Below are 22,227 nucleotides of genomic sequence, written 5' to 3' on the forward strand. Positions count from 1 at the left end.
CCGGGATGCGGGCGCGGCTCGATTGCGAGAATACACCGGCGGCGGCTATCTGCGCCCGCTGCTACCCCCCTTTCAGACGGTCCGCCCCTCGCCCCTGCTAGCCCGCCGGATCGTCCAGGATGCTGCTGACGAAATCGATGAAAGCCCGCACCTTGGCCGCCGGCAAATGGCGCGACGGATACAGCGCGTACAGCGCATAGCGGTCGCCGATGTAGTCGGGCAGCAGCTCGACCAGCTTGCCCTGGCGAATCAGGTCCTGAACGCCACTGGCCTTGAAACGGGCGATGCCCGCGCCGCCCAGGCAGGCGCCCAGCATCGTCCAGCCGTCGGTCAGGTGCAGCGGCCCCGACGTTTCCACGCGCGTGGTCCGGCCTTTCTTGCGGTAGTTCCATTCCAGCAGTTGGCCGGTCATGGTGCTGCGCATCTGGATGCAGGCGTGGCGCGCCAGGTCGGCCGGCGTCGCGGGCACGCCATGCTTGCGCAAGTACGACGGCGCCGCCACCGTCACCGAACGCGTATCGAGCAACTTGCGGGACACCAGCGATGACGACGGCGGTTCGCCGAAGCGCACCGCGATGTCGAAACCGTCGGACACCAGGTCGCCCAGTTGTTCGCGCGTGGCCAGGTCCAGCGTCAGGTCCGGGTGGCGTTCCAGGAAGCGCGCCAGGTGCGGCGCCAGGATCAGGCGGGCAAAGAACGCGTCTACATTGACGCGCAAGCGCCCCTTGACCGCCGCCGACGCACCGCCGGCGGTGGCGATGGCCTCGCCGATGCCCGCCACCAGCGGATTGATCTGTTCGTACAGCCGGCGGCCCTCGTCCGTCAGCGCGACGGCCCGGGTGGTGCGATCCAGCAGGCGCACGCCCACGCCGGCCTCCAGCCGCCCCACCGCCCGGCTGACCCCGGACGCGGTGATGCCCAGCGCCTCGGCGGCGCGCGCAAAGCTGCCGCTTTCCACCACGGCGGTCAGCACGCCGATGTTTGCCAATACCCGGCCATCCAGCGCCATGTTCGAGACTCCTGATCTGAAGTCATGAATGTTATGACTGAATTGCCATTCTCTCAACAAAGGCCGAGCACTACGATTTGCTCCGGCGTGATCGATCCGCATCGCGCCAGTGTCTGGAGAACCTCTCATGTATGCCATTACCGGAATCAGCGGCAAGGTCGGCGGCGCGGTCGCCGAGACCCTGCTGCAAGCAGGCCTGCCCGTGCGCGCCGTGCTGCGCAACCCTGCCAACGCCGCAGCCTGGGCTGCCCGCGGCTGCGACATCGCCATCGCCGACATGACCGACGCGGCGGCGTTGGCCCGCGCCTTCGAAAACGTGGACGGCGCGTTCATCCTGCCGCCGCCCCAATTCGACCCCGCGCCCGGCTTTCCCGAAGCGCGCGCCGCCATCGACGCGGTGGCCTCGGCCATCGCGCTGGGGCAGCCGCGCCAGGTCGTGTGCCTGTCGACCATCGGCGCGCAATCGACGCAGCAGAACCTGCTGACGCAGCGCACACTGATGGAACAGGCGCTGCGGCGCCTGCCCGTGCCCATGACCTTTCTGCGGCCGGGCTGGTTCATGGAGAACTTCGCGTGGGACGTGGCGTCGGCGCGCGATGACGGCCTGATCGCATCCTTCCTGCAACCGCTGGACCGCGCCATTCCGATGGTGGCAACCGCCGACGTCGGCCGCATCGCCGCGCAGTTGCTGCAAGACACCTGGACGGGCCTGCGCGTGGTCGAGCTGGAAGGCCCGCAGCGCATCAGCCCGAACGATGCCGGCCGCGCCTTTGCCGACGCACTGGGCACGCCCGTGTCGGTGCAGGCCGTGCCGCGTGAAACCTGGGGCGCTCTGTTCACCGCCCAGGGCATGAAAGAGCCGATGCCGCGCATTCAGATGCTCGATGGCTTCAACGAAGGCTGGATCGACTTCGAAGGCCCGCGCGACAGCATCTTGAAGGGCCAGGTGACGCTGGCCGATGTGGTGCGGGGGTTGATCGCGCTCTAGCCGCAGTGCTGCTTGCCGTCCGGGTGATGGCCGGGCGGACGCCGGTCGCATTCCGGGTGCTGTTTCAGGCGTTCCTGGAAGTCGCGCGCCAGCTGGTCGATGCTGATCGTCGCAAAACGTTCGAGGAGCAGGCGGCGCGATTCGACCAGCGCGCCTTCCAGCCCGGCGTTCACCGCCTGTTCGACCAGGCATTCGGGTTCGCTGTCGGCCAGCCCCAGCGCGAAGATGGGCGGCTCGCCCAGCGCCTGGTAGACATCCAGCAGCGTCAGGTCGGCCAGCTTGCGCGTCAGCACCCAGCCGCCGCCATGGCCTTTTTCGGATTGCACGTAGCCATGCTCGCGCAGGCCGGACATCATCCGGCGCACCACCACGGGGTTGGTATTGAGCATCTTGCCGATGGTCTCGGAGGTCAGCGGCGCATCGTGCTCGGCCATGTGGATCAGCACGTGCAGCATGCGTGACAGGCGGTTGTCGCTGCGCATCGGGGAAGGTTCCTGGGTCTTTGATCGAAACATTATAAGTTGCGTGAAAAGCAAAGTCCGCCGTATCATGCAACTTTTAAAGTATCGAGAAAGCCATGCAACTGGAAATCCAACCCCCGCGCTACGACGCCGTCATCGTCGGCGGCAGCTTCGCCGGCCTGTCCGCCGCCATGCAACTGGCCCGCGCCCGCCGCCGCATCGCGCTGGTGGACGCCGGCCTGCCGCGCAACCGCTACGCCGCGCATTCGCATGGTTTCCTGGGCCTGGACGGCAAATCGCCCGCCGAGATCGTGCGCATCGGCCGCCACCAACTGGCCGCCTATGGCACCGTGGATTTCGTCGATGGCACCGCCACCCTTGCCGAGGAATCGGCCGGGCGCTTCCTGGTCACGATGGACGACGGCCGCGTGCTGCACGCGTCCCGCCTGGTCCTGGCGACCGGCATGCGAGACGAACTGCCGGCCCTGCCCGGCCTGCAGGAACGCTGGGGCCAGACGGTGCTGCACTGCCCCTACTGCCATGGCTACGAAGTGGCTGACCGCCCGCTGGGCGTGCTGGCGGCGCATCCGCTGTCGGCTCACCAGGCCGCGCTGCTGCCCGACTGGGGTCCCACCACGTATTTCACGCAAGGGGAATTCGAACCCGACGCCGAACAGGCCGCTCTGCTGGCGGCGCGCGGCGTGCGTATCGAACGCACGCCTGTGGTGGGCCTGCTGGGCCAGGCGCCGCACATCGACGCGGTGCAGCTGGCCGATGGCCGCCGCCTGTTGATCAATGCGATTTTCGTGGCCGCGCGCGTCCACATGGCCAGTCCGCTGGCCATGCAGCTGGGCTGCGCCTTCGATGAAGGACCAATGGGGCCTTACCTGCGGGTCGATGACTTCAAGCAGACCACGGTGCCGGGCGTGTTCGCGGCGGGCGACGCCACCTTGCCGATGGCCAATGCCACGCTTGCCAGCGCATCGGGCGTCATGGCGGGCGGCGGCGTGCACAATTCGCTGGTGCGCGCCGCGCTGCGCAGCCTGGGCTGACCAGGGCGCTATTCGAAACTGGGCGGGCCGTCGCTCCGGGGCGCCCAGCGCCCGCTCAGGTGCACTGCCAAAGATGCCCGCTGATGCGGCAATGCGCGCACCAGAAGGTGTAGTTGCAGCCGCCGCTGCCCCACGACCATTCGCCGCCGCCTTCCTGCGGCAGGTCGGAATCCAGCTGCATTGCAAACGCCATGCGGGTGTCGCAATCGGGACACGGCGGGTATTCGGCCTGCTGCACCCAGCTGGGCGGGCCGCCCACGCGGCTCAGGTTCTGGCGGCCGTTGGAATCGCCCCAGTCCTGCCAGGTCCAGCGCTTGGGCGCCTGGAACAGCGTCACGTCCGCTTGCAGCAACGGCCCGGTGGGAAACTCGGGGACAAGCGGGTCGTCCCGGCGCTGCGATGGATGCGCCTGCGGCGCGCCCTGGCCGTCGTGCTGAAAGAACAGCACTTCGGCATCCGCCTCCCAACCTTGGCACGCCAGGCAGGTGGCGAATTCCAGAGGCGTCGCGCAATCGATGCCGGCTTGCGCCGGTTGCTGCAAGGCCAGCAGGCGGTGCAGCGGGCCGTGGCACAGGCCACAGGTGGCGGTCAGGGTGCCGCCCATGCGGCCCGCGGCGACCGCGGGCGCATCGGACTGTGGCGCCTTTTCGGCAACTGACGCGGCAATCGCGACGGGCGGCGCAGCGTTCACGGCCCCCCACGTCGGATGCAGGCGCTGGATATCGCGCCGCCAGGCCGGCTGAGAAGCCATCATCAATTTGCGCTGGGCCGCGCTGAAACGAATGTGCAGCGGCTGTTCACCGTGCAGCGCCCGGGCCTGCCCGTTGTCTTCGGCATAGCCCACCGCCATCAGCCAATAGATGCCGTTGGATTCATCCTGCGGCGCGAACACGCGCCGCCAGGCCTGCAGCACCAGATCCGGGTGGCGCGAATGCAGCACGGCGCGGGCCTTCAGGTATTCCAATGACCCTTCTTCGGCCTGCGGGCCAACATCCGCCAGCCATGCGCGGGCCGTGTCGGCATCCAGCGTACGCCAGGCCAGGTCCACGCCAAAGCGCGGGCCGCCCTGCCCCTGGTGCGCGGCCGCGAGCAGATGATCCCAATCGTCGGCGAAGACCCCGGGCCATTGCGCCGCGGCGCAGTCCAGCACTTCGGCCAAGCCGCTGGCTGTCTCGCCACGCCGGGATCGCTGCCAGGCCTGGCGCAGCACGTCGGCATGCGTGGCGTCGTCCATCAGGTCCAGGGCGGCGTCGATGAACGTGGCGTGTTCCAGCCCGCGGTCCAGGAACAAGCGCACCAGCTCGCCCAAGGCCTGGGGATCTTCCTGCCGCAGCCGCAGCACCTGGCCCATGGGGTCGTTGTTCTTCCAGCCCCGTTGCTGGAATGCCTCCACGATTTCCAGGGGCGACATCACGCCATCCGCCCGCTTTTGCGTCATGCCGGCTCCTTGCGGCCCGCGCTGGCGAATTTCTTCCAGTCTTCGTTGTCCACCAGCGTGGACCGGAACACGCGCAGCTTCTCGCAGCCCTTGATGGCCTTGAGCACCTTCTTGACCTGGTCGCACACCGTGGCCGGCAGCCATGGGCTGAGGGTGACGCGCTTGATGGCCGCCAGTTCGACCGGCACCCGCAGCACCGGCGTGTCGCGCGTCTTGCGGCATACGAACAGGCGGAATTCCTTTTCGTCGCGAAAGGCGTGGCGTTTGAGAAACGGCAGGTCAGCGTCGGCCGGCGGCTGCTCGCGCAGCGACTTGATGGTGCGGTACTGCACGGTCTCGGCGCGCATATCGGGCACGCCGGCCACCTGCGCCACCAGCTTTTCCTTGTCGAATTCGATGCAGACCCCGCCGCTGCCGTGCGAGAACACGCGCCAGTGATGATAGGTCTCGGACGCCTCGGCCAGGCACAAGGCGTAGATGCCCTGCAAGCGCTTGGCCCGCGCATATTCCTCGATGTAGAACGAATCGTTGCGATCGTCCCACGCCTTCGGATTGAGCAGTGCCAGTTCGCCGGACTGGAGAAAATCGATCAGATAGGGAAGCTCGGTGTATCGGCGCAACGAGGTAGCCAAGGCGGCGCTCCGGAAAAAATCCAGGTGCCAGTCTACCCGTGCCGTGCGCGCCACGCACGCTACACTGGCCGCTTCGCCAAGGAGACCCGATGCTTCAGAACGATAGCGAATCCCGTCCCGCGCCCCGGCGCCGCGCGCCCACCAGCCAGCGCTTCTGGTTCATCGCGCTGGGCGGCACGGTGGCCTCGTCCAGCTACCAGATCATGCCCTTGCTGCAGGGCGATTTCTCGGTCTTGCAAAAGATGATCGTGCCGGCGGCCTTGCTGATCTGGCTGTACCGCGGCAGCGAATGGGCGCGTTGGCTGCTGATGCTGGTGCTGCTTGGCTTTGGCATCATGAACATGTATTTGGGCATCTCGCTGCTCGACTTGCCCATCGGCTATTGGCTGAAGGTCTATGTGTTCAGCAGCTTCATGGTCGCCACCGGCCTGTACCTGGCGCTGGCCGGCAAGGATTTCCAGCACTATCGCAATTACGTCACCCAGCGCGACGGCCCGCGGGCCGCGGCCCGGCAGCGGGCGGCGCAGCAGGCTCGCCGGCAGGGGCCGGCGCGCTGACGCGCTTCGCGTCAGCGCAGCGCCGACTGAAAGAACGCGATCACCTTCGCGTTGAATTCACGATGCCATGCCGCCCGGTCGAACCCGGGCGCATCGGCGCAGATCGCGGGCATGGCCTCGGCCTGCCCCGCCGAGCAAGGCGCCAGGAACGCGAAATGCCCCGCGCCGTCGACCCGGTGAAACTCGGCCTGCGGCAAAGCCGCGCGCACGGCATCCACACTGGACGGCGTGACGCCATCGCCGCCTTGCGCCGACGCCCATAACTGCACCGGGATCGAGACGGCCTTGAGCGTGTCCGCCGTGAACGCATTGAGGGGGTCCGCGATGACCGCCGCGCGGATCCGTTCATCGCGCACATACGGCTGCGCGGCAATCTTGCCGTCGCGAATATCGCGGCACATCGGCAGCCCCGGTTCGCCCGCACAGAGACTCAGCCCCTGCTTGAAATCGGGCACGGCCCCCGCCAGCACCAACCCCGTATAGCCGCCCCGCGAGAACCCGAAGAACCCCACCCGGCCATCCAGTTGCGCCTTGCCCGGCCAGGCGCCGGCCAGGTAGTCGATCAGCCGCCGCATTTCGCGCGGGCGGGTCGAGAAGATCGACAGATACCCCTGCCGCGACTTGTCCAGCGCGTTGTCGCCCACATGGTTGATGGCCGCCACCACGAAGCCCGCGTCCGCCAGCGCCACCGCGGTGTCGTGATGGCCAAGGAATGATCCGGCCGACCCGTGCGACATCACGATCAGCGGCTTGGCGCCCTCGGTGATCGGGCAGTCCGGCGTGGCCGCCATCTCGACGCGGCCGATCTTGACCTGGCCGGCCGGCGCTGCGCAGGGATACCAGATGCCGCCCTGCAAGGCCGGCCCGTTCATGTCCATGGGCAGGCTCAGGCGCTGAAAGCCCGCGGCCTGGGCCGTGCCGGCAGATGCCAGCAACAGGGCCAGGCAGAGGCGAAGGGAACGAACGAAAGCGGCGGCGGCGGACATAGGGGCAACGAGTCGGGGTGAAGGATCTAGCAGAAAACCATGACCCGCCGTGAGACGGGCCGCGATCGGAATTGTCATTTTAATGTTCGCGAACTGTCGGTCCGCGGCGGTCAGACTTTGATTCGCCACGCGGCAGGACGTCAAGCCTTCCGTCTGCGTGGCGCATCCGCTTCTTTCCTGCATTCCGCCTCCGGAGCTCTTCATGAAAAAACTCTTCGTCGCCGCGGCCGCCACCGCCCTGTCCGGCGCGGCGTCCGCGCAATCGTCGGTCACGCTGTACGGCCTGATCGACACCGGCATCGGCTACGCCAACGTCGACGGCACCTACACCGACCCCGCCACCGGCCGCCGCACCAGCATCGACAACAGCCGCATCGGGTCCACCACCGGCACCACCGCCGGTTCGCGCTGGGGCCTGCGCGGCAAGGAAGACCTGGGCGACGGCCTGTACGCCGTGTTCCAGCTGGAATCCGGCTTTGACAGCCGCAACGGCAGCTCGCTGCAGAACAGCCGCCTGTTCGGCCGCGAAGCCACCGTAGGCCTGGGCAGCGCCGAGTGGGGCGAAATCCGCCTGGGCCGCCAGTACAACGTGGCCGCGCGCTACTTCTCGGGCATGTTCGGGTCGTCGTTCGGCGGCGGCTTCAACCAGCTCAGCACCGGCGCCGGCCTGGGCTTCAGCTCGGCCTACTACGTGCGCTACGACAACCTGGTCGTCTATGAAACCCCGTCCCTGGGCGGCTTCAAGGCTGCGGTCGGCTACGCCTTCAACGCCGACGACCGCCGCACCGCGCAGACCGGCTTCGCCACCGCCGACAACACCCGCGCCATCACGGCCGGACTGCGCTACGACAACGGCCCGCTCATGGGCTTTGCCACCTACGACCAGCTCAACGCGTCCAACCAGCTCAACCAGAACCAGGTCGACGCCACGCCGCGCTCGTACATCGTCGGCGGCTCGTACGACTTCGAGGTCTTCAAAGTGGCGCTGGCCTACAACCGCATCACCGACGGCTGGTTCGCCGGCAAGAGCCTGCCCAACGGCGGCAGCATCGGCACGTTCACTGGAACGCCGTCGTATGCATTCGCCAAGGGCTTCCGGTCCAATTCCTACATGCTGGCCGTGGCCGCGCCCGTGGGCAAATCCGGCGGCGCATTCGCGTCGTGGCAGCGCGCCGATGCCAACAGCAAGCAGCTGACCGGCGGCGATTCGGCCAGCAATACGTACAGCCTGGGCTACAACTACAACCTGTCCAAGCGCACGGACCTGTATGCCGTTGCGTCGTATACGACGAACTGGGCATTCCTGGACAACGCCAAGGCCACCGAAGTCAACATGGGCATCCGGCACCGGTTCTAGGAGCGGCAAGTCATAACAGGCTGTTGATGGCGAAGGCTGATTTGATGACGCCAGACTCCGCGAAGGGAGGGATGGCGCGTCGACGCGCGCTGCCGGGGGACCGGGGCGCGCTTTTTTTAACGCCAAGTCCCGGCACCTGGCCTTTACGCGGCCATCGCCTGACGCGCCAGCCAGATCGTCGCGCCGCCGCAGTTCGGATCGTTTGCCACGTGGCGCAGCACCTCGAAACCGTTGTCGGCCAGCAGTTGGCGATATTCGGCCGGGTCCAGGCTGCCGTGGTAGAGCGGCCGGCCTTCGAACTGGCCGATGGCATGCCCCTGCGCGGGGCCGCTGGTGAACATCAAGGCCGCGCCCGGTGCGGCCAGGCGGCGAAACCGGGCGAACATCGGCCGCTGGTCGTCGGGGGTCAGATGGAAAAAACTGTGCCAGGCAATCACGCCCTGGAACGTGTCGGGACACGAAAACTGCCGCATATCGGCCGCAATCCAGCGGTGCTCAGGGAACGACGCCTGGGCGATATCCAGCAGCGGCTGTGACGTATCCACCCCCGTGATGTGGCAACCCTGCTCGATCAGGTGCCGCGCGATCGGGGTGCCGGCGCCGCACCCCAGGTCCAGCACCCGTGGCGCGGCGCCCGCCGGCATCAGGCCAAGAAAATCCGCCAGCCAGGCGCGCTCGATCAAGGCGTGCGCGCCGCGCAGTTTCTCGAATGCGGCGGCATGGTCCTGATACAGCGCAATCACGTCATCGGCAGCGGGGTGGGACATGGTCAGGTTCCGAGAAGCCGGGGCGTGGCAGCAACGCCTGCCCGACGCTCAGCGATTGATCAGCAGCGAATACACGGGCGGCTTCTGCGATGCATCGACGAAGACAAACGCCGTGCCGTCCGAGCAGAAGTTGGCGACTTCCTGGTAACCGCCGTCTTGCATCGGCACGCAATTGTCGATCTGCAACAGCAGGCGTCCAGGCGGCACGCCCTGCGCGCCGTTGGCGGTCCAGTACGGCACGCCGTTGTACTTGGTGCGCCACTCGGTGGCCCAGTCATGGGGATGCGCAATGTCGTCGGGCAGGCCGTCGTGGCGACCGTAGTCGTAGAAATCCGCTTCCAGTTCGGGCGGGGCGCCATCGTCGTCGATGCGCCAACGGGCAATGCCCAATTCCGGGATCAGTTCGGGCAAGCCATCTTCGGCGTGCTCAGGCGGGGCCGTGGGGGCATCGCCGAGGGCGGCGCGCGGCAGGCTGAAGACGGCATTGGCGCCGCCGTCGCTTTCCCAGAAGCTGCAGATGCTGTCCCATTCGCACTTGAAGGCGAACAGGACTTCGCCCGCGGGGATATCCAGGTCGGGCGCATTGGTCTCGGCCGATTGCCCCGGCGCTTGCGCCAGAAAGCTCATGGCCCGGCCGCACTCCCGGCATATCGGCCAGTGTGCGATGGGCAGCCCCCACGGCAGGCCGCCCAGCTTGTGCACGAGACCGGGCGCCGCGCCGGCGCGGAACGTGGGGTAATGGCTTTTCATCGAAGCACCTGTGGGGTCAATGGAACTGCCAACTATATCCGCTGCCATCGGCCCTGTGCTGACACGGCGGTGACCGGTCACTACACTTCTTCGATGCGTACCTTGGGCGCGAACGGCGTGCCCAGATCCAGCGTACGGTAGATGCGCTCGAGAATGCGCTGACGCCGCGTCGGCCGCCCCAGGCGCCAGCGCGTGTCCAGATACAGCAGCGGCACGGCGAAGCAGGCCCAGACGAACAGCAGGATCGCGAACAGGAATGCCGCCAGCTCCGGCAGGTCGGCATGCTCTTGGGGCGATCCGCCGAAATGAAGAAAGCCCACGACCACCAGCCAGGTCACCAGCAGCAGGCTGCCCAGCAGCGCCAGCATCGGCACGCGCTGGCTCAAGCCGACGCCGACCGGGCCGATTCGGGTATGGGCACCACGAAAGTGCCGATGACAGACATAGACGCGGTCATCTTCGCAATTGCGCAGGCCGTAGACCAGCCGGTGCGGCCCTGCGCCGGGAATCTCGCCGGCATAGGCGGCCAATTCGACGCGGTCGCCCTCGGCCAGGAAAGGCTGGACGTTGCCCAGGTCTTCGCCGACATGCAAGGCGTAGGGATGACGGCCGACCTGAAAGCGGTAGACGCCGGAGCTGGGACGGTGCCGCGTCCCGGGCCGCGCCTCGTGGGTCAAGGACGTCAATACGCCGTGTACATGGAGGATCTCGGGCGATGCATCGGCGATGAGTCGTTCACTGAACTGAGGTTCGCCAAGCCGCTGCTTGTCCGCCTGCAGCGCCGAAGCGGCGGAGGAAGCAGCGGCACCCGGCGAGACCGGCCTGCCCTGCTGCTGGCGATACCCCGCTTCGCTCTGCAAGATGGCCGGCCGGTGCAGGCGGTTGTCCCACAGGCCGTACAGGGAGCAGCCCGCCAGGATCAACGCGAACAGCGCCACCGTCAGCGCCACCACCAGCATCAGCACCTGCACGAAGGACCCCAGGTCCAGCAGGAAGCAGCCCGCGATCAACGCGGCCGCCAGCGCGGTGCCGATGCCGATGCTGCGCCAGGCGCGGCGCCGCAGGTCCACGTAGTAGCGCGGCGGGATACCGGGACCTTGCGCGGCGGATAGCCACGAAAAGTGGCGCAGCGACTGCGGGCCATCCAGCACGCCGACGCGCACGGGCACGCCTTGCTGCTGCAGGCCCTGCAACGTGCGGATGTCGGCGGCGTTCTCGAAGGCGCCAAACACCGACACCCCATTCACCACGATATGGACGTTGCCTCGGACAAGCGGCACGGCGACACGCATCTGCTCGATGCGGCCTTCGACAATGGCGGCGGTGGTGGCGGGCGTGCGCTTGAACATGGAGCAGGTGGCGGCGGCAGGCGGGAAAAGCGCACAGCATACCGCAGGGCATCAAGGGCAAGCGGTCGATGGCATGCCGTTGCCGCGGTCGCGGTTCTGAGCGATTTTTCTCATCAATCAGCGAATTTATTTCATTTCACCTGTAGCGGGCGGCGGCGTAAAAATGAAGCGTCGGCGCCATCACGCCAGCCTGTTTCGCCGCGCTTTGACAAGGCCTGACTGACGCCGGTCGCCCCGCCCTGACCGCTCGCAAGGAGCCTCACCATGAACATCGCCCTGGAACGCCTGGCCAGCCAGCTGGACCTGGATGCCCCTGCCCACGCGCCCCTGCGCCTGGCCTTTGGCCACGCCTGTACGCAGCGGGTCGAACACCTGCTGGAAGCGCCGCAGGCCATCGCCTGCCTGGCGACGCTGGGCCGCTATCTCGTGGGCACCGCCACCGACGCGCAATTGGCCGACGCCTCTGCGCTGGCTGCGCGCCTGGCCAACCATCACCCCGGCTCGACCTCCATCGACGGCTGCGGCCATGCCGCCGTCTCCGCGACGTACGCTGTCGCCGCCGCGCTGGCCGGCAAGGCGCTGCGCGCCGCGGAATACGCCGCCTACGCCGCGGTGTACGGCCAGGGCGGTTACGGAGCAATCTCGGACCCGGACGCATTCACCATCGAATTCGCCTGGCAGGCCGACACGCTGGCGGAGTTGGCGGCCCGCGAGACCCCGCAGGCCAGCGCCGAGCACGCCTGATCCCGAACGGCCACGCCACCCTGGCCGCTACACGATGCCCTCGGTATGCAGGGTCTCGTTCAGCCGATGCAGCGTGAAGGTCTCGCCGTCGATGTCGATTTCATTGACGCAGCACGGCTGCTGCGTGATGCGCCAGTAGCGCGACAAGGGCAGCCCCAGCGCCTGCAACAGCAGGATGCGGTTGATGCTGTCGTGCCCCACCAGCACCACGGTCTGCCCGGCGTGCGCCTGCATCACGTACTGCAGCACGCCGATGCCTCGCGCCAGCACGCCCGCCAGCGTCTCGCCGCCCGGAATCGCCGCCAGGTCGGGCGCTTGCAGCCAAAGCCGATGCTGCTCGGGCCAGCGGGCGCGCACCTCTTCGTGGGTCAGCCCCTGCCATTCGCCGTAATCGGTGTCGGCCAAGGCGTCGAGAATGCCGGCGCTGGCACCCGTTGCGCTGGCGATTTCGGCACCCGTGCGCACGCAGCGCGACAGCGGGCTGGTGTACAGGGCATCAGGCCGCCACGACTTGGCGACCCGTGCGCCCAACACACGGGCCTGGCGCTGCCCCAGATCGGACAGCGGCACCTCTGCCCGGCCCCGGAACCGTTCCGGTGAAATCCAGTCGACGTGGCCATGGCGGGCCAGGATGATCTTGGTCATGTGCGCTTCTCCTGTTGATGGCGCGAAAGTGGCCGGGCCGGTGCCGCCTTGGCGGCGACAGCGTGAACACCCGGCGGCGGGTCTGACAAGGATAAGTCGGCCGAACCGCCGCCCTGCCCTTGCCGGTGATGCTTGCGATGGCCGACACGCTGGGCCCGGTAGATGCCCGCATGTCCGGAAAACAGATAGGCCGTGACGCAGCCGATGGCCGCCAGCGGGCCGATGTCGGCGCCGAACAGTTCCATGGCCATCAGCGTGGTCGCGATCGGCGTGTTGGCCGCGCCGGCAAACACAGCCACGAAGCCGATACCGGCCATCATCGCGAACGGCATGTGCAAGAGCGGCGCCAGCGCATTACCCAGCGTGGCGCCGATATAGAACAGCGGCGTGACTTCGCCGCCCTTGAAGCCCGTGCCCAGCGAGGCCACGGTAAAGGCGAACTTTCCCAGGAAGTCCCACGGCGCCATCGGCGCCTGAAACGAACGCACGATGTCGGGAATGCCCAGGCCGATGTAGCGGTAGGCGTCCAGCGCCCACACCGCCGTCGCGATGACGATGCCGCCCGCCACTGGGCGCAGCGGCGCGTAGGCAATAGCCTGCCTGACCCCGCCCGCCAGCCTGTGCACGGCGGCCGCAAACAACATGCCGACCAGGCCAAAAACGATACCCGCCGCAAACACCGCCGCCACGCTGGCCACGCCCACGGGTGCGATCGCGCCGATCGCATACGCCGTGTGGTGAATGCCCCAGGCCAGGCAGACCTGATCGGCCACGATGCTGGCGACCAGGCAGGGAAACAGCGCGTCGTAGCGCATGCGGCCGATGGCCAGCACCTCCAGCCCGAACACCGCGCCGGCCAGCGGCGTGCCGAACACCGACGAAAAACCGGCGCTGATGCCCGACATCAGCAACACCCGGCGGTCTTCGCGTTCCAGCCGGAGCAGGCGCGTCAGCTGGTCCGCCAGCGCGCCGCCCATCTGCACCGCGGTGCCTTCGCGCCCGACCGACGCGCCGAACAGATGCGACACGACCGTGCCGCCCAGCACCAGCGGCACCATGCGCAGCGGCACGACCTTCTTGGGGTCATGGATCTCGTCGATGATGAGGTTGTTGCCGGCATCCACCGACTTGCCCAGCCGGTGGTACACGTAGCCCACCGCAAAGCCGGCCACCGGCAGCAGCCAGATCACCCAGGCGTGGCTTTGCCGCCAGCCGGTGGCCAGGTCCAGGGCGACCAGAAAGATCGCCGACGCGCAGCCGGCCAGCGCGCCGACCAGGGACGCAATTGCGAACCACTTGCCGGCGTAGGGCAAGAGCTCAAAGGGTTCTACACGGGGAAATCGCGGCATGGGTCAAGGCTCGAAAGGACTCGGGCTGACCAATGGTTCAAGGCTGAACAGAAGCCGCAGATGAAGTCGCAATTAAAGCCAGATGAGGCCAAAAATGCGAACGCCTACAGCCCCGACGTTGGTCAGGTTTCTGTAGGCGTCATCAACCGCGCAAGGCGCGGTGGTTAAAGGAGGAACACCATCTCCGTTGGCAGGAATATAGCCGAAGGCGGCGTGGCCTGCCAAGATGCCGATGGGCTGGCCCCACAACCAGGCGGATGGCTGCCGCGCGACCTGGGCCGGACGCGCGCCGTCACAGCGGCCCGGCGGCCAACATGAAGCTGCCGCCGCGGATCACGTGCAGCAGCCGCGGCCGGCAGCCGCCATCGACCTTCTTGCGCAATCGCCGCATGGCGATCGCCACCGCCTGGCACTTGACGTGCTGCGGCCCGTGGACATGCGCCTTGGTCTTCCAGACCTGCTCGGCCAGCTGCCAGCTGGTGAACACCGCGCCCGGGCTGCCCATCAGCAAGGCCAGCAGCCCGAATTCCTTGGGCGTCAACAGCAGCGCCTGGCCATCGCGCCATGCCCGAAAGCGCAGCAGGTCCAGCTCCAGGTCCGCGAATTGCAACCTGTCGCCGGACTCGGGCATGCCGGTGAGCAGGATGTGGCTCACGTCCAGGCCCTCTCGCGGCTAGCGGCGCGCGTCAGTCTGGCGCTGCACCTCGGCCTGGTAATCCGGCCCCGTGCGCAGCCGCACGTATTCCGAAAACGCGGCCTTGTATTCCGGGCTGTAGATATCCGGCGTGGCCTCGCCGCGCCAGAACCGGTCCACCCCGGCCCGCTTCCACAGCGCCAGATCGGCCAGCACTTCGGCGCGGGTCAACGACTGGCCATACGGACTGGTCAACGCCGTGGCCGGCGCCCCGGCCGATGCCACCGGCTGCGCCAGCGCGGCGCCCGACACGCCCGTCGCCAGGGCCAGGAACAAAGCGGTTTTACGAAGAATCTGCATGCTTCACACTCCTAAGAATCACGTTGGGTACTGCACGGAATTCATTCTAGGAAGGCGATGCAGACAGAAAGCGGATAGGGAGATTACGTTTTTGACATCCAGAAAAAAGCGCCACGGACCAGCCGTGGCGCGGGATGAAAAACCTCAGGCGTCGATGCGCTTACCGCACCTTGCCCTCCTTCCAGGCTTCCAGCAGCTTTTCATAAGCCACCGTCTCGCCCTTGGGCTTTTCATTGCCCAGCTTCTTCCACGGCGCGTGCTGATCCGACAGCCACTTGTTCGGATCGCCCTTCGCGTTCAGCTTGGGCGCGCATTGGGCCATGCCGGCGCGTTCCAGGCGGGCCATGACCTGGTCCATTTCATTGGCCAGGTTGTCCATGGCGGCCTGCGGGGTCTTCTCGCCAGTGACGGCGGTGGCGACGTTCTTCCACCACAGCTGGGCCAGCTTGGGGTAGTCGGGCACGTTGTTGCCGGTGGGGGTCCAGGCCACGCGTGCCGGGCTGCGGTAGAACTCGATCAGGCCGCCGTAGTTGGCCGCGTTCTTGGTGAAGTAGTCGCTGTGGATGTCGCTGTCGCGAATGAAGGTCAGGCCGGTGATGGACTTCTTGAGCGAGACCGACTTGGACGTGACGAACTGGGCGTACAGCCAGGCGGCGGCCATCTTGTCGGGGTTGGTGGACTTGAAGAAGGTCCACGAGCCGACGTCCTGGTAGCCGTTCTGCATGCCGTCCTTCCAGTACGGGCCATACGGCGACGGGGCCATGCGCCACTTGGGGGTGCCGTCTTCGTTGACGACCGGCAGGCCCTTCTTGGTCATGTCGGCGGTAAAGGCCGTGTACCAGAAGATCTGCTGGGCGATCTGGCCTTGCGCGGGCACCGGGCCGGATTCCGAGAAGGTCATGCCCATGGCCTGCTGCGGCGCGTACTTCTTCATCCAGTCGACGTACTTGGTCAGCGCGTAGACGGCGGCCGGACTGTTGGTGGCGCCGCCGCGCGCGACCGACGCGCCCACGGGGGTGCACTTGTCGTCGGCGACTCGGATGCCCCATTCGTCCACCGGCAGGCCGTTGGGCAGGCCCTTGTCGGCGGCGCCGGCCATGGACAGCCACGCATCGGTGAAGCGCCAGCCCAGCGACGGGTCTTTCTTGCCGTAGTCCATGTGGCCATAGACCTTCTTGCCGTCGATTTCCTTGACGTCGTTGGAGAAGAAATCGGCGATGTCTTCGTAGGCGGACCAGTTGGTGGGCACGCCCAGGTCGTAGCCGTACTTGGCCTTGAACTTGTCTTTCAGGTCCTGCCGGGCGAACCAGTCGGCGCGGAACCAGTAGACGTTGGCGAATTGCTGGTCGGGCAGCTGGTACAGCTTGCCGTCCGGCGCGGTGGTGAACTTGGTGCCGATGAAGTCCTTCAGGTCCAGGCCCGGGTTGGTCCATTCCTTGCCGGCGCCGGCCATGTAGTCGGACAGCGGCAGGATGGCGCCGTAGCGGTAGTGGGTGCCGATCAGGTCGGAATCGGAGATCCAGCCGTCGTAGATGGATTTGCCGGACTGCATCGAGGTCTGCAGCTTCTCGACCACGTCGCCTTCCTGGATCAGGTCGTGGTTGACCTTGATGCCGGTGATTTCCGTGAAGGCCTTTGCCAGGGTCTTGGACTCGTATTCATGCGTGGTGATCGTTTCGGACACCACGTTGATTTCCGTGACGCCCTTGGCCTTGAGCTTGGCAGCGGTTTCGATGAACCACTTCATCTCGGCCATCTGCTGGTCTTTGGACAGGGACGACGGCTGGAATTCCGAATCGACCCACTTTTTCGCTTCCGGCTCGCCGGCCCAGGCTCCTGACGTACCGATCAGGGCGATGGCGGCCGCCATGGCGTGCATGCGCAATTTCATGACCTGTCTCCTCGATTAGTCTTCCCGTATCGTGCTGCGGACCGCTGGCCGGGGAAGACGCTGGCCGATAGTCCTTCCAAACCGCTGATGTCGCGTGGGGTTCTGTTGCCCCTTTCAGCCTTTTCTCATGATGAACGCCAGCAGCAGCATGGACAGCACGAAGCTGATCCACACCGATGGCGGCTCATCCAGCGAAAACCATTCCACCGCCTTCTGGCCGAAACCCAGGAACGCCAGGTTGAGCCAGGCCGCGGCCATCAAGCCGATGAACAGGCGGTCGCCGCGGGTGGTGCGCAGGGGCAGGAAGCCCTTGCGCTCGACCGTGGGCGATTTCAGTTCCCAGACCGTCATGCCCACCAGCATCAGGACGATGCACGAGAAGAACACGGCGACCGGGGTGGTCCATACCATCCAGCTGAACATGTGTGCCCCCTGTCCTAAACGCGGCCCATCGCGAAGCCCTTCGCGATGTAGTGCCGCACGAACCAGATGACGATGCCGCCGGGCACGATGGTCAGCACGCCCGCCGCAGCCAGCACGCCCCAGTCCATGCCTGATGCCGAGACGGTTCGGGTCATGGTGGCGACGATGGGCTTGGCGTTGACGGACGTGAGCGTGCGGGCCAGCAGCAGTTCGACCCAGCTGAACATGAAGCAGAAGAACGCCGCCACGCCGACGCCGGACTTGATCAGAGGCAGGAAGATCGTCAGGAAAAAACGCGGGAACGAGTAGCCGTCGACATACGCGGTTTCGTCGATTTCCCGCGGCACGCCGGACATGAAGCCTTCCAGGATCCACACGGCCAACGGCACGTTGAATACCAGGTGCGCCAGCGCCACGGCCAGGTGGGTGTCCATCAGCCCGAACGAGCTGTACAGCTGGAAGAACGGCAAGAGGAACACGGCCGGCGGCGTCATGCGGTTGGTCAACAGCCAGAAGAACACGTGCTTGTCGCCGATGAAGCGGTAGCGCGAGAACGCATACGCGGCGGGCAGCGCCACGGCCAGCGAGATGACGGTGTTGATGACGACGTAGATCAGCGAATTGATGTAGCCCGAATACCAGGCAGGATCGGTGAAGATCTTGCGGTAGTGTTCCACCGTGAAATCGCGCGGCCACAGGGTCAGCGTGCTGACGATTTCAGTATTGGTCTTGAACGACATGTTCAGCATCCAGTACAGCGGCAGGATGGCGAACACCAGGTACAGCGCCAGGAAGGCGCCGCGCCACCAGGTGGATGGGTCACGCATTGGCACGCTCCTCGTCAAAGCCGCCGGTGGTGCCGGCGCGCTGCATCCAGTTGTAGAGGATGAAGCACAAGAGCAGGATGATCAGGAAGTAGATGATCGAGAACGCCGCGGCCGGGCCCAGGTCGAACTGGCCCACGGCCTTCTGCGTCAGGTATTGCGACAGGAAGGTGGTGGCGTTGCCCGGCCCGCCGCCGGTCAGGACGAAGGGTTCGGTGTAGATCATGAAGCTGTCCATGAAGCGCAGCAGCACCGCGATCATCAGCACGCCGCGCATCTTGGGCAGCTGGATGAAGCGGAACACGGCCAGGCGCGAAGCGCCGTCGATGCGGGCGGCCTGGTAGTAGGCGTCGGGAATGGCGCGCAGGCCCGCATAGCACAGCAACGCCACCAGCGGCGTCCAGTGCCACACGTCCATCACCAGCACGGTGACCCAGGCGTCGACGTCATTGCCGGTGTAGTTGTAGTCCACGCCCAGCCACGACAGCGTCGCGCCCAGCAGGCCGATGTCGGTGCGGCCGAACACCTGCCAGATGGTGCCCACCACGTTCCAGGGAATCAGCAGCGACAGCGCGATGATGACCAGCACCGCCGATGCCCGCCAGCCGCTGGCCGGCATCGACAGCGCCAGCAGGATGCCCAGCGGGATCTCGATGGCCAGCACGGCGAGCGAAAAGCCGATCTGGCGAAACAGCGCGCCGTGCAGTTCTTCATCCTGCAGCACGGCGGCGAACCATTCGGTGCCGACGAACACGCGGCGCTCGGGCGAGATGATGTCCTGCACCGAGTAATTGACGATGGTCATCAGCGGCAGAATGGCCGAAAACGCCACGCACAGCACCACGGGCAGAACCAGGAACCAGGCCCGGTGATTGATCGGTTTCATCGGATCAGTTCCTCGTCGCGGTAAAAGCACGTGTGCGGATTCAGGGCCGACAGCCACACCGTGGCGCCGGGCGCGATGGCGGGAATGTCGGCGCCCAGGCGGGCCCGCAGCGGCGTGCCTTCGAAGTCGGCCACCAGCAGCGTGTAGGTGCCCACGTCCTGCACCCTGTCCACCCGCACCGGCAAGGCGCCGGGCGCCTGGGCGTCGGTCAGGCGCAGGTACTCGGGGCGCACGCCCAGCTTGACCGGGCCGGCTTGAGCCAGCCTGGCCGCCAGGGCATCGGATACGCCATCGACGCGGCACTGCCCCACCCGCAGCGCGCCATCGCGCCACTGCGCGGGCAGGAAGTTCATGCCGGGCGAACCGATGAAGTGGCCCACGAAGGTATGCGCGGGGCGTTCGAACAGGTCGTCGGCGCTGCCCACCTGCACCGCGCGTCCGCGCGCCATCACCATCACTTGGTCGGCAAAGGTCAGCGCCTCGGTCTGGTCATGCGTCACGTAGATCAGCGTGAGCTTGAATTCGTGGTGGATTTCCTTGAGCTTTCTGCGCAGTTCCCATTTGAGCTGGGGGTCGATGACGGTGAGCGGTTCGTCGAACAGAATGGCCGACACGTCGTTGCGCACCAGGCCGCGGCCCAGCGAGATCTTCTGCTTGGCGTCGGCGGTCAGGCCGCTGGCGCGGCGATTCAGCACGTGCGACATCTCCAGCATTTCGGCGATGCGGCCGACGCGTTCGCGGATGCGCTCGGGCGGCACGCCGCGGTTGCGCAGCGGAAAAGCCAGGTTCTCGGCGACCGTCATGGTGTCGTACACCACCGGAAACTGGAACACCTGGGCGATATTGCGCGCCTGCGGCGTCTTGCCGGTGACGTCCTGGCCGTCGAACAGGATGCGGCCGTGGGACGGGCGCAAAAGGCCCGATACGCAATTGAGCAAGGTGGTCTTGCCGCAGCCCGACGGGCCCAGCAAGGCGTAGGCGCCGCCGTCGCGGAAGGTGAATTTCAGCGGCAGCAGCGCATAGTCCTCGTCGGCCTGGGGGTGGGCGACGTAGGAATGAGAGAGGTCCAGCTCGATCTGCGCCATCACTCGGCCCCTGTTGCGGTGCGGCGCGCGGGCGCGGCCAGCAAGGCGCCATCGGCGCCAAAGGCGTAGGTCTGCGCCGGGTCGAAATACAGCGTCAGCGGCTGGTCCAGCGTGTAGCGATGCACGCCGGGCAACTGCGCGACCACGTCGCCGGCCGCCGTGCGGGCATGCACGAAGGTGTCGGACCCGGAAATCTCGGCCAGCTTGACCACACCGTCCAGGGCGATGTGGCCCGGGCGCGGGGTGACGTCCAGCGCCCCGGCGCGCAGGCCGGCGGTCAGGTCGGCGCCCGTGCTGGGCGGCAGATGCCGGTTCACGGTGATGCCGCCCTGCAACGCAAAGCCCTGTTCGTTACGGTGCGCGGCGAACAGATTCATGGGCGGATCGCTGAACGCGCGCGCCACGCGGATGGAATTGGGCCGGTGAAAGACCTCGGCCGTGGGGCCATATTGCAGCAGTTCGCCGGCATCGAGCACCGCGGTGTGGCCGCCCAGCAACAGGGCTTCGCCCGGTTCGGTGGTGGCATACACCACGGTGGAACGGCCCTGCGCGAACAAGGCTGAAAGCTCGTCGCGCAGTTCTTCGCGCAGCTTGTAGTCCAGGTTGACCAGGGGTTCGTCCAGCAGGATCAGCGGCGCGTTCTTGGCCAGGGCCCGGGCCAGGGCCACCCGCTGCTGCTGGCCGCCTGACAGTTCCGACGGGTAGCGCGCCAGCAGGTGATCGATGTGCAGCCGCGCCGCCATGGCGCCGACCTTGTCGGCGATGCCCGCTTCGCCGCGCAGCTTGAGCGGCGAGGCGATGTTGTCGAACACCGTCATGGACGGATAGTTGATGAATTGCTGGTAGACCATGGCGACATTGCGCTGGCGCACCGGCACCCCGGTCACGTCGCGGCCGTCGGCCAGCACCGTGCCTTCGGTAGGCCGGTCCAGCCCGGCCATGATGCGCATCAGCGATGTCTTGCCCGCCAGGGTGGCCCCCAGCAAAACGGTCATGGCGCCCGGCACCGGGGCCAGGGTCATCGGATACAGGTGCGTCTGCGAGCCGGCTCGCAAACCTATCCTGTCCAGGGTCAGCTGCATCTGGTCTCCTGCGGGGGTTTTCTTTCAGATCGCTTTCGTTTTTTGTGCGTTTTACCGAAGAAGCGAACAAAAAACAATCTTGCAGTGCGTCATTATTTTTCGCTTTTGTTGTTTTATGATGCGAACATGACACTGAATCCTAGACAAAGCGCCTTGATCGAAATGGTGCGAGCCCAAGGCTCGGCCACGATCGAAGAGCTTGCCAAACGCTTTGACGTCACGCTGCAGACCGTGCGGCGCGACGTCAACATCCTGTCCGAAGCCGGCCTGCTGTCGCGCTTTCATGGCGGCGTGCGCATCGAAGCGTCGACCATCGAGAACATCGCCTACCGCAAGCGCCAGGGGCTGCACGCGGCCGGCAAGCAACGCATTGCCGAGGCCGTGGCCCGCGCCGTGCCCGACGGCTGTTCGCTGATCCTGAACATCGGCACCACCACCGAGGCCATCGCGCGCGCCCTCTTGCGCCACCGCGGCCTGCGCGTCATCACCAACAACCTGCACGTGGCGGACATCCTGTCGGACAACCCCGATTGCGAGGTCATCGTGGCCGGCGGCGTGGTGCGTTCGCGCGACCGCGGCATCGTCGGCGAAGCCACCATGGACTTCATTCGCCAGTTCAAGGTCGACATCGGCCTGATCGGCATTTCCGGCATCGAGGCCGACGGCACGCTGCGCGACTACGATTTTCGCGAAGTGCGCGTGGCGCGCACGATCATCGAGCAATCGCGCGAGGTCTGGCTGGCCGCCGACAGCAGCAAGTTCAAGCGCCAGGCCATGGTGGAACTGGCGCACATTTCGCAGATCGACCGCTTTTTCACCGACGCGCATCCGCAGGAACCGCTGGCCCAGGTGCTGCTGGATTCCGGCGTGCGCTGCGAGGTCGCCGCCGCGCCGAACGCCGCCAAGGCCGCCTGACGCGGGGCCCTGCCCCTACGAAACACCGCACTGATTACCTAGC

At 66.6% G+C, this 22,227-nt stretch carries 24 protein-coding genes and 1 riboswitch; of the genes, 6 read left to right on the plus strand and 18 right to left on the minus strand.

The genetic code is table 11. From position 1 onward, the window contains the following. Positions 1-97 precede the first annotated feature (97 nt). Positions 98-1,009, minus strand: a complete 912-nt coding sequence (locus HV798_RS26550; RefSeq protein WP_175195246.1) for a LysR family transcriptional regulator — start codon at positions 1,007-1,009, stop codon at positions 98-100. 127 nt (positions 1,010-1,136) lie between these two features. Here HV798_RS26550 and HV798_RS26555 point away from each other — a divergent pair, with 127 nt between their 5' ends. Continuing rightward, positions 1,137-1,997, plus strand: a complete 861-nt coding sequence (locus HV798_RS26555) for an NmrA family NAD(P)-binding protein (protein ID WP_175195244.1) — start codon at positions 1,137-1,139, stop codon at positions 1,995-1,997. Here HV798_RS26555 and HV798_RS26560 read toward each other — a convergent pair. Then, positions 1,994-2,479, minus strand: coding sequence for an Rrf2 family transcriptional regulator (locus HV798_RS26560; RefSeq protein ID WP_175195242.1), 486 nt, complete (start codon positions 2,477-2,479; stop codon positions 1,994-1,996). The genes HV798_RS26555 and HV798_RS26560 overlap by 4 nt on opposite strands. Before the next feature lie 95 nt (positions 2,480-2,574). On the opposite strand from HV798_RS26560, the gene HV798_RS26565 reads away from it, so the two are divergent. Beyond that, positions 2,575-3,510 (plus strand): NAD(P)/FAD-dependent oxidoreductase, encoded by a 936-nt coding sequence (locus HV798_RS26565; RefSeq protein WP_175195240.1) that lies wholly within the window; start codon positions 2,575-2,577, stop codon positions 3,508-3,510. A gap of 55 nt (positions 3,511-3,565) precedes the next feature. On the opposite strand, the gene HV798_RS26570 is transcribed toward HV798_RS26565, so the two are convergent. After that, complete coding sequence (locus HV798_RS26570) at positions 3,566-4,948, minus strand: hypothetical protein (protein ID WP_175195238.1); 1,383 nt, start codon at positions 4,946-4,948, stop codon at positions 3,566-3,568. Beyond that, positions 4,945-5,580, minus strand: a complete 636-nt coding sequence (locus HV798_RS26575; RefSeq protein ID WP_025136378.1) for a DUF2971 domain-containing protein — start codon at positions 5,578-5,580, stop codon at positions 4,945-4,947. Before HV798_RS26575 ends, HV798_RS26570 begins: the two co-directional genes overlap by 4 nt. Positions 5,581-5,669: 89 nt before the next feature. Between HV798_RS26575 and HV798_RS26580 the strand changes: the two genes are divergently transcribed. Further along, the gene (locus HV798_RS26580) at positions 5,670-6,137 is read left to right on the plus strand and encodes a hypothetical protein (protein ID WP_175195236.1); all 468 of its coding nucleotides are present in this window, start codon (positions 5,670-5,672) and stop codon (positions 6,135-6,137) included. 11 nt (positions 6,138-6,148) lie between these two features. Here the strand turns inward: HV798_RS26580 and HV798_RS26585 are convergent, their stop codons facing one another. Then, positions 6,149-7,123, minus strand: a complete 975-nt coding sequence (locus HV798_RS26585) for an alpha/beta hydrolase family protein (protein WP_175195234.1) — start codon at positions 7,121-7,123, stop codon at positions 6,149-6,151. A 202-nt stretch (positions 7,124-7,325) separates the two neighbouring features. On the opposite strand from HV798_RS26585, the gene HV798_RS26590 reads away from it, so the two are divergent. Beyond that, positions 7,326-8,480, plus strand: coding sequence for a porin (locus tag HV798_RS26590; protein ID WP_175195232.1), 1,155 nt, complete (start codon positions 7,326-7,328; stop codon positions 8,478-8,480). Positions 8,481-8,623: 143 nt separating this feature from the next. Here HV798_RS26590 and HV798_RS26595 read toward each other — a convergent pair whose 3' ends face one another. The 3 genes from HV798_RS26595 to HV798_RS26605 all read right to left on the minus strand — a co-directional run bounded on the left by HV798_RS26595 (position 8,624) and on the right by HV798_RS26605 (position 11,346). Next, complete coding sequence (locus HV798_RS26595; RefSeq protein ID WP_175195230.1) at positions 8,624-9,247, minus strand: class I SAM-dependent DNA methyltransferase; 624 nt, start codon at positions 9,245-9,247, stop codon at positions 8,624-8,626. Between the two features lie 48 nt (positions 9,248-9,295). Beyond that, complete coding sequence (locus tag HV798_RS26600) at positions 9,296-9,997, minus strand: hypothetical protein (protein WP_175195228.1); 702 nt, start codon at positions 9,995-9,997, stop codon at positions 9,296-9,298. Positions 9,998-10,077: 80 nt separating this feature from the next. Continuing rightward, entirely contained in the window at positions 10,078-11,346 is a 1,269-nt protein-coding gene (locus HV798_RS26605) for a hypothetical protein (RefSeq protein ID WP_175195226.1), read from the minus strand. Positions 11,347-11,610: 264 nt separating this feature from the next. On the opposite strand from HV798_RS26605, the gene HV798_RS26610 reads away from it, so the two are divergent. Continuing rightward, a complete protein-coding gene (locus tag HV798_RS26610; protein WP_175195224.1) occupies positions 11,611-12,090 on the plus strand; it encodes a hypothetical protein in 480 nt (159 codons plus the stop codon). Positions 12,091-12,117: 27 nt separating this feature from the next. Here the strand turns inward: HV798_RS26610 and HV798_RS26615 are convergent, their stop codons facing one another. The 10 genes from HV798_RS26615 to HV798_RS26660 all read right to left on the minus strand — a co-directional run bounded on the left by HV798_RS26615 (position 12,118) and on the right by HV798_RS26660 (position 21,269). Then, a complete protein-coding gene (locus HV798_RS26615) occupies positions 12,118-12,735 on the minus strand; it encodes a histidine phosphatase family protein (RefSeq protein ID WP_175195222.1) in 618 nt (205 codons plus the stop codon). After that, positions 12,732-14,084 (minus strand): voltage-gated chloride channel family protein, encoded by a 1,353-nt coding sequence (locus HV798_RS26620; protein WP_175195221.1) that lies wholly within the window; start codon positions 14,082-14,084, stop codon positions 12,732-12,734. Before HV798_RS26620 ends, HV798_RS26615 begins: the two co-directional genes overlap by 4 nt. A 126-nt stretch (positions 14,085-14,210) precedes the next feature. Further along, positions 14,211-14,279: riboswitch (Fluoride riboswitch) on the minus strand. A gap of 97 nt (positions 14,280-14,376) precedes the next feature. Beyond that, positions 14,377-14,739 carry a winged helix-turn-helix domain-containing protein gene (locus HV798_RS26625; protein WP_025136366.1) on the minus strand — a complete coding sequence of 121 codons (363 nt, stop codon included), beginning with the start codon at positions 14,737-14,739 and terminating at the stop codon, positions 14,377-14,379. Between the two features lie 18 nt (positions 14,740-14,757). Then, the gene (locus HV798_RS26630; protein ID WP_025136365.1) at positions 14,758-15,078 is read right to left on the minus strand and encodes a DUF4148 domain-containing protein; all 321 of its coding nucleotides are present in this window, start codon (positions 15,076-15,078) and stop codon (positions 14,758-14,760) included. A gap of 160 nt (positions 15,079-15,238) precedes the next feature. After that, positions 15,239-16,969 carry an ABC transporter substrate-binding protein gene (locus HV798_RS26635; protein WP_025136364.1) on the minus strand — a complete coding sequence of 577 codons (1,731 nt, stop codon included), beginning with the start codon at positions 16,967-16,969 and terminating at the stop codon, positions 15,239-15,241. Between the two features lie 114 nt (positions 16,970-17,083). Beyond that, entirely contained in the window at positions 17,084-17,392 is a 309-nt protein-coding gene (locus tag HV798_RS26640) for a DUF2160 domain-containing protein (RefSeq protein ID WP_047992707.1), read from the minus strand. Positions 17,393-17,406: 14 nt separating this feature from the next. Next, on the minus strand, positions 17,407-18,219 hold the full coding sequence (locus tag HV798_RS26645; RefSeq protein WP_175216590.1) for a carbohydrate ABC transporter permease: 813 nt from the start codon (positions 18,217-18,219) through the stop codon (positions 17,407-17,409). Beyond that, the gene (locus tag HV798_RS26650; RefSeq protein ID WP_025136361.1) at positions 18,212-19,102 is read right to left on the minus strand and encodes a carbohydrate ABC transporter permease; all 891 of its coding nucleotides are present in this window, start codon (positions 19,100-19,102) and stop codon (positions 18,212-18,214) included. The genes HV798_RS26645 and HV798_RS26650 overlap by 8 nt, the downstream gene beginning before the upstream one ends. Continuing rightward, the gene (locus tag HV798_RS26655) at positions 19,099-20,187 is read right to left on the minus strand and encodes an ABC transporter ATP-binding protein (protein ID WP_175195216.1); all 1,089 of its coding nucleotides are present in this window, start codon (positions 20,185-20,187) and stop codon (positions 19,099-19,101) included. The genes HV798_RS26650 and HV798_RS26655 overlap by 4 nt, the downstream gene beginning before the upstream one ends. Then, a complete protein-coding gene (locus tag HV798_RS26660) occupies positions 20,187-21,269 on the minus strand; it encodes an ABC transporter ATP-binding protein (RefSeq protein WP_175195214.1) in 1,083 nt (360 codons plus the stop codon). The genes HV798_RS26655 and HV798_RS26660 overlap by 1 nt, the downstream gene beginning before the upstream one ends. A 126-nt stretch (positions 21,270-21,395) precedes the next feature. Here HV798_RS26660 and HV798_RS26665 point away from each other — a divergent pair, with 126 nt between their 5' ends. Continuing rightward, positions 21,396-22,184, plus strand: coding sequence for a DeoR/GlpR family DNA-binding transcription regulator (locus HV798_RS26665; protein WP_025136358.1), 789 nt, complete (start codon positions 21,396-21,398; stop codon positions 22,182-22,184). Positions 22,185-22,227: the final 43 nt, after the last annotated feature.

It is taken from the genome of Achromobacter deleyi (assembly GCF_902859705.1).
Taxonomy (GTDB): Bacteria; Pseudomonadota; Gammaproteobacteria; order Burkholderiales; family Burkholderiaceae_B; genus Achromobacter; species Achromobacter deleyi.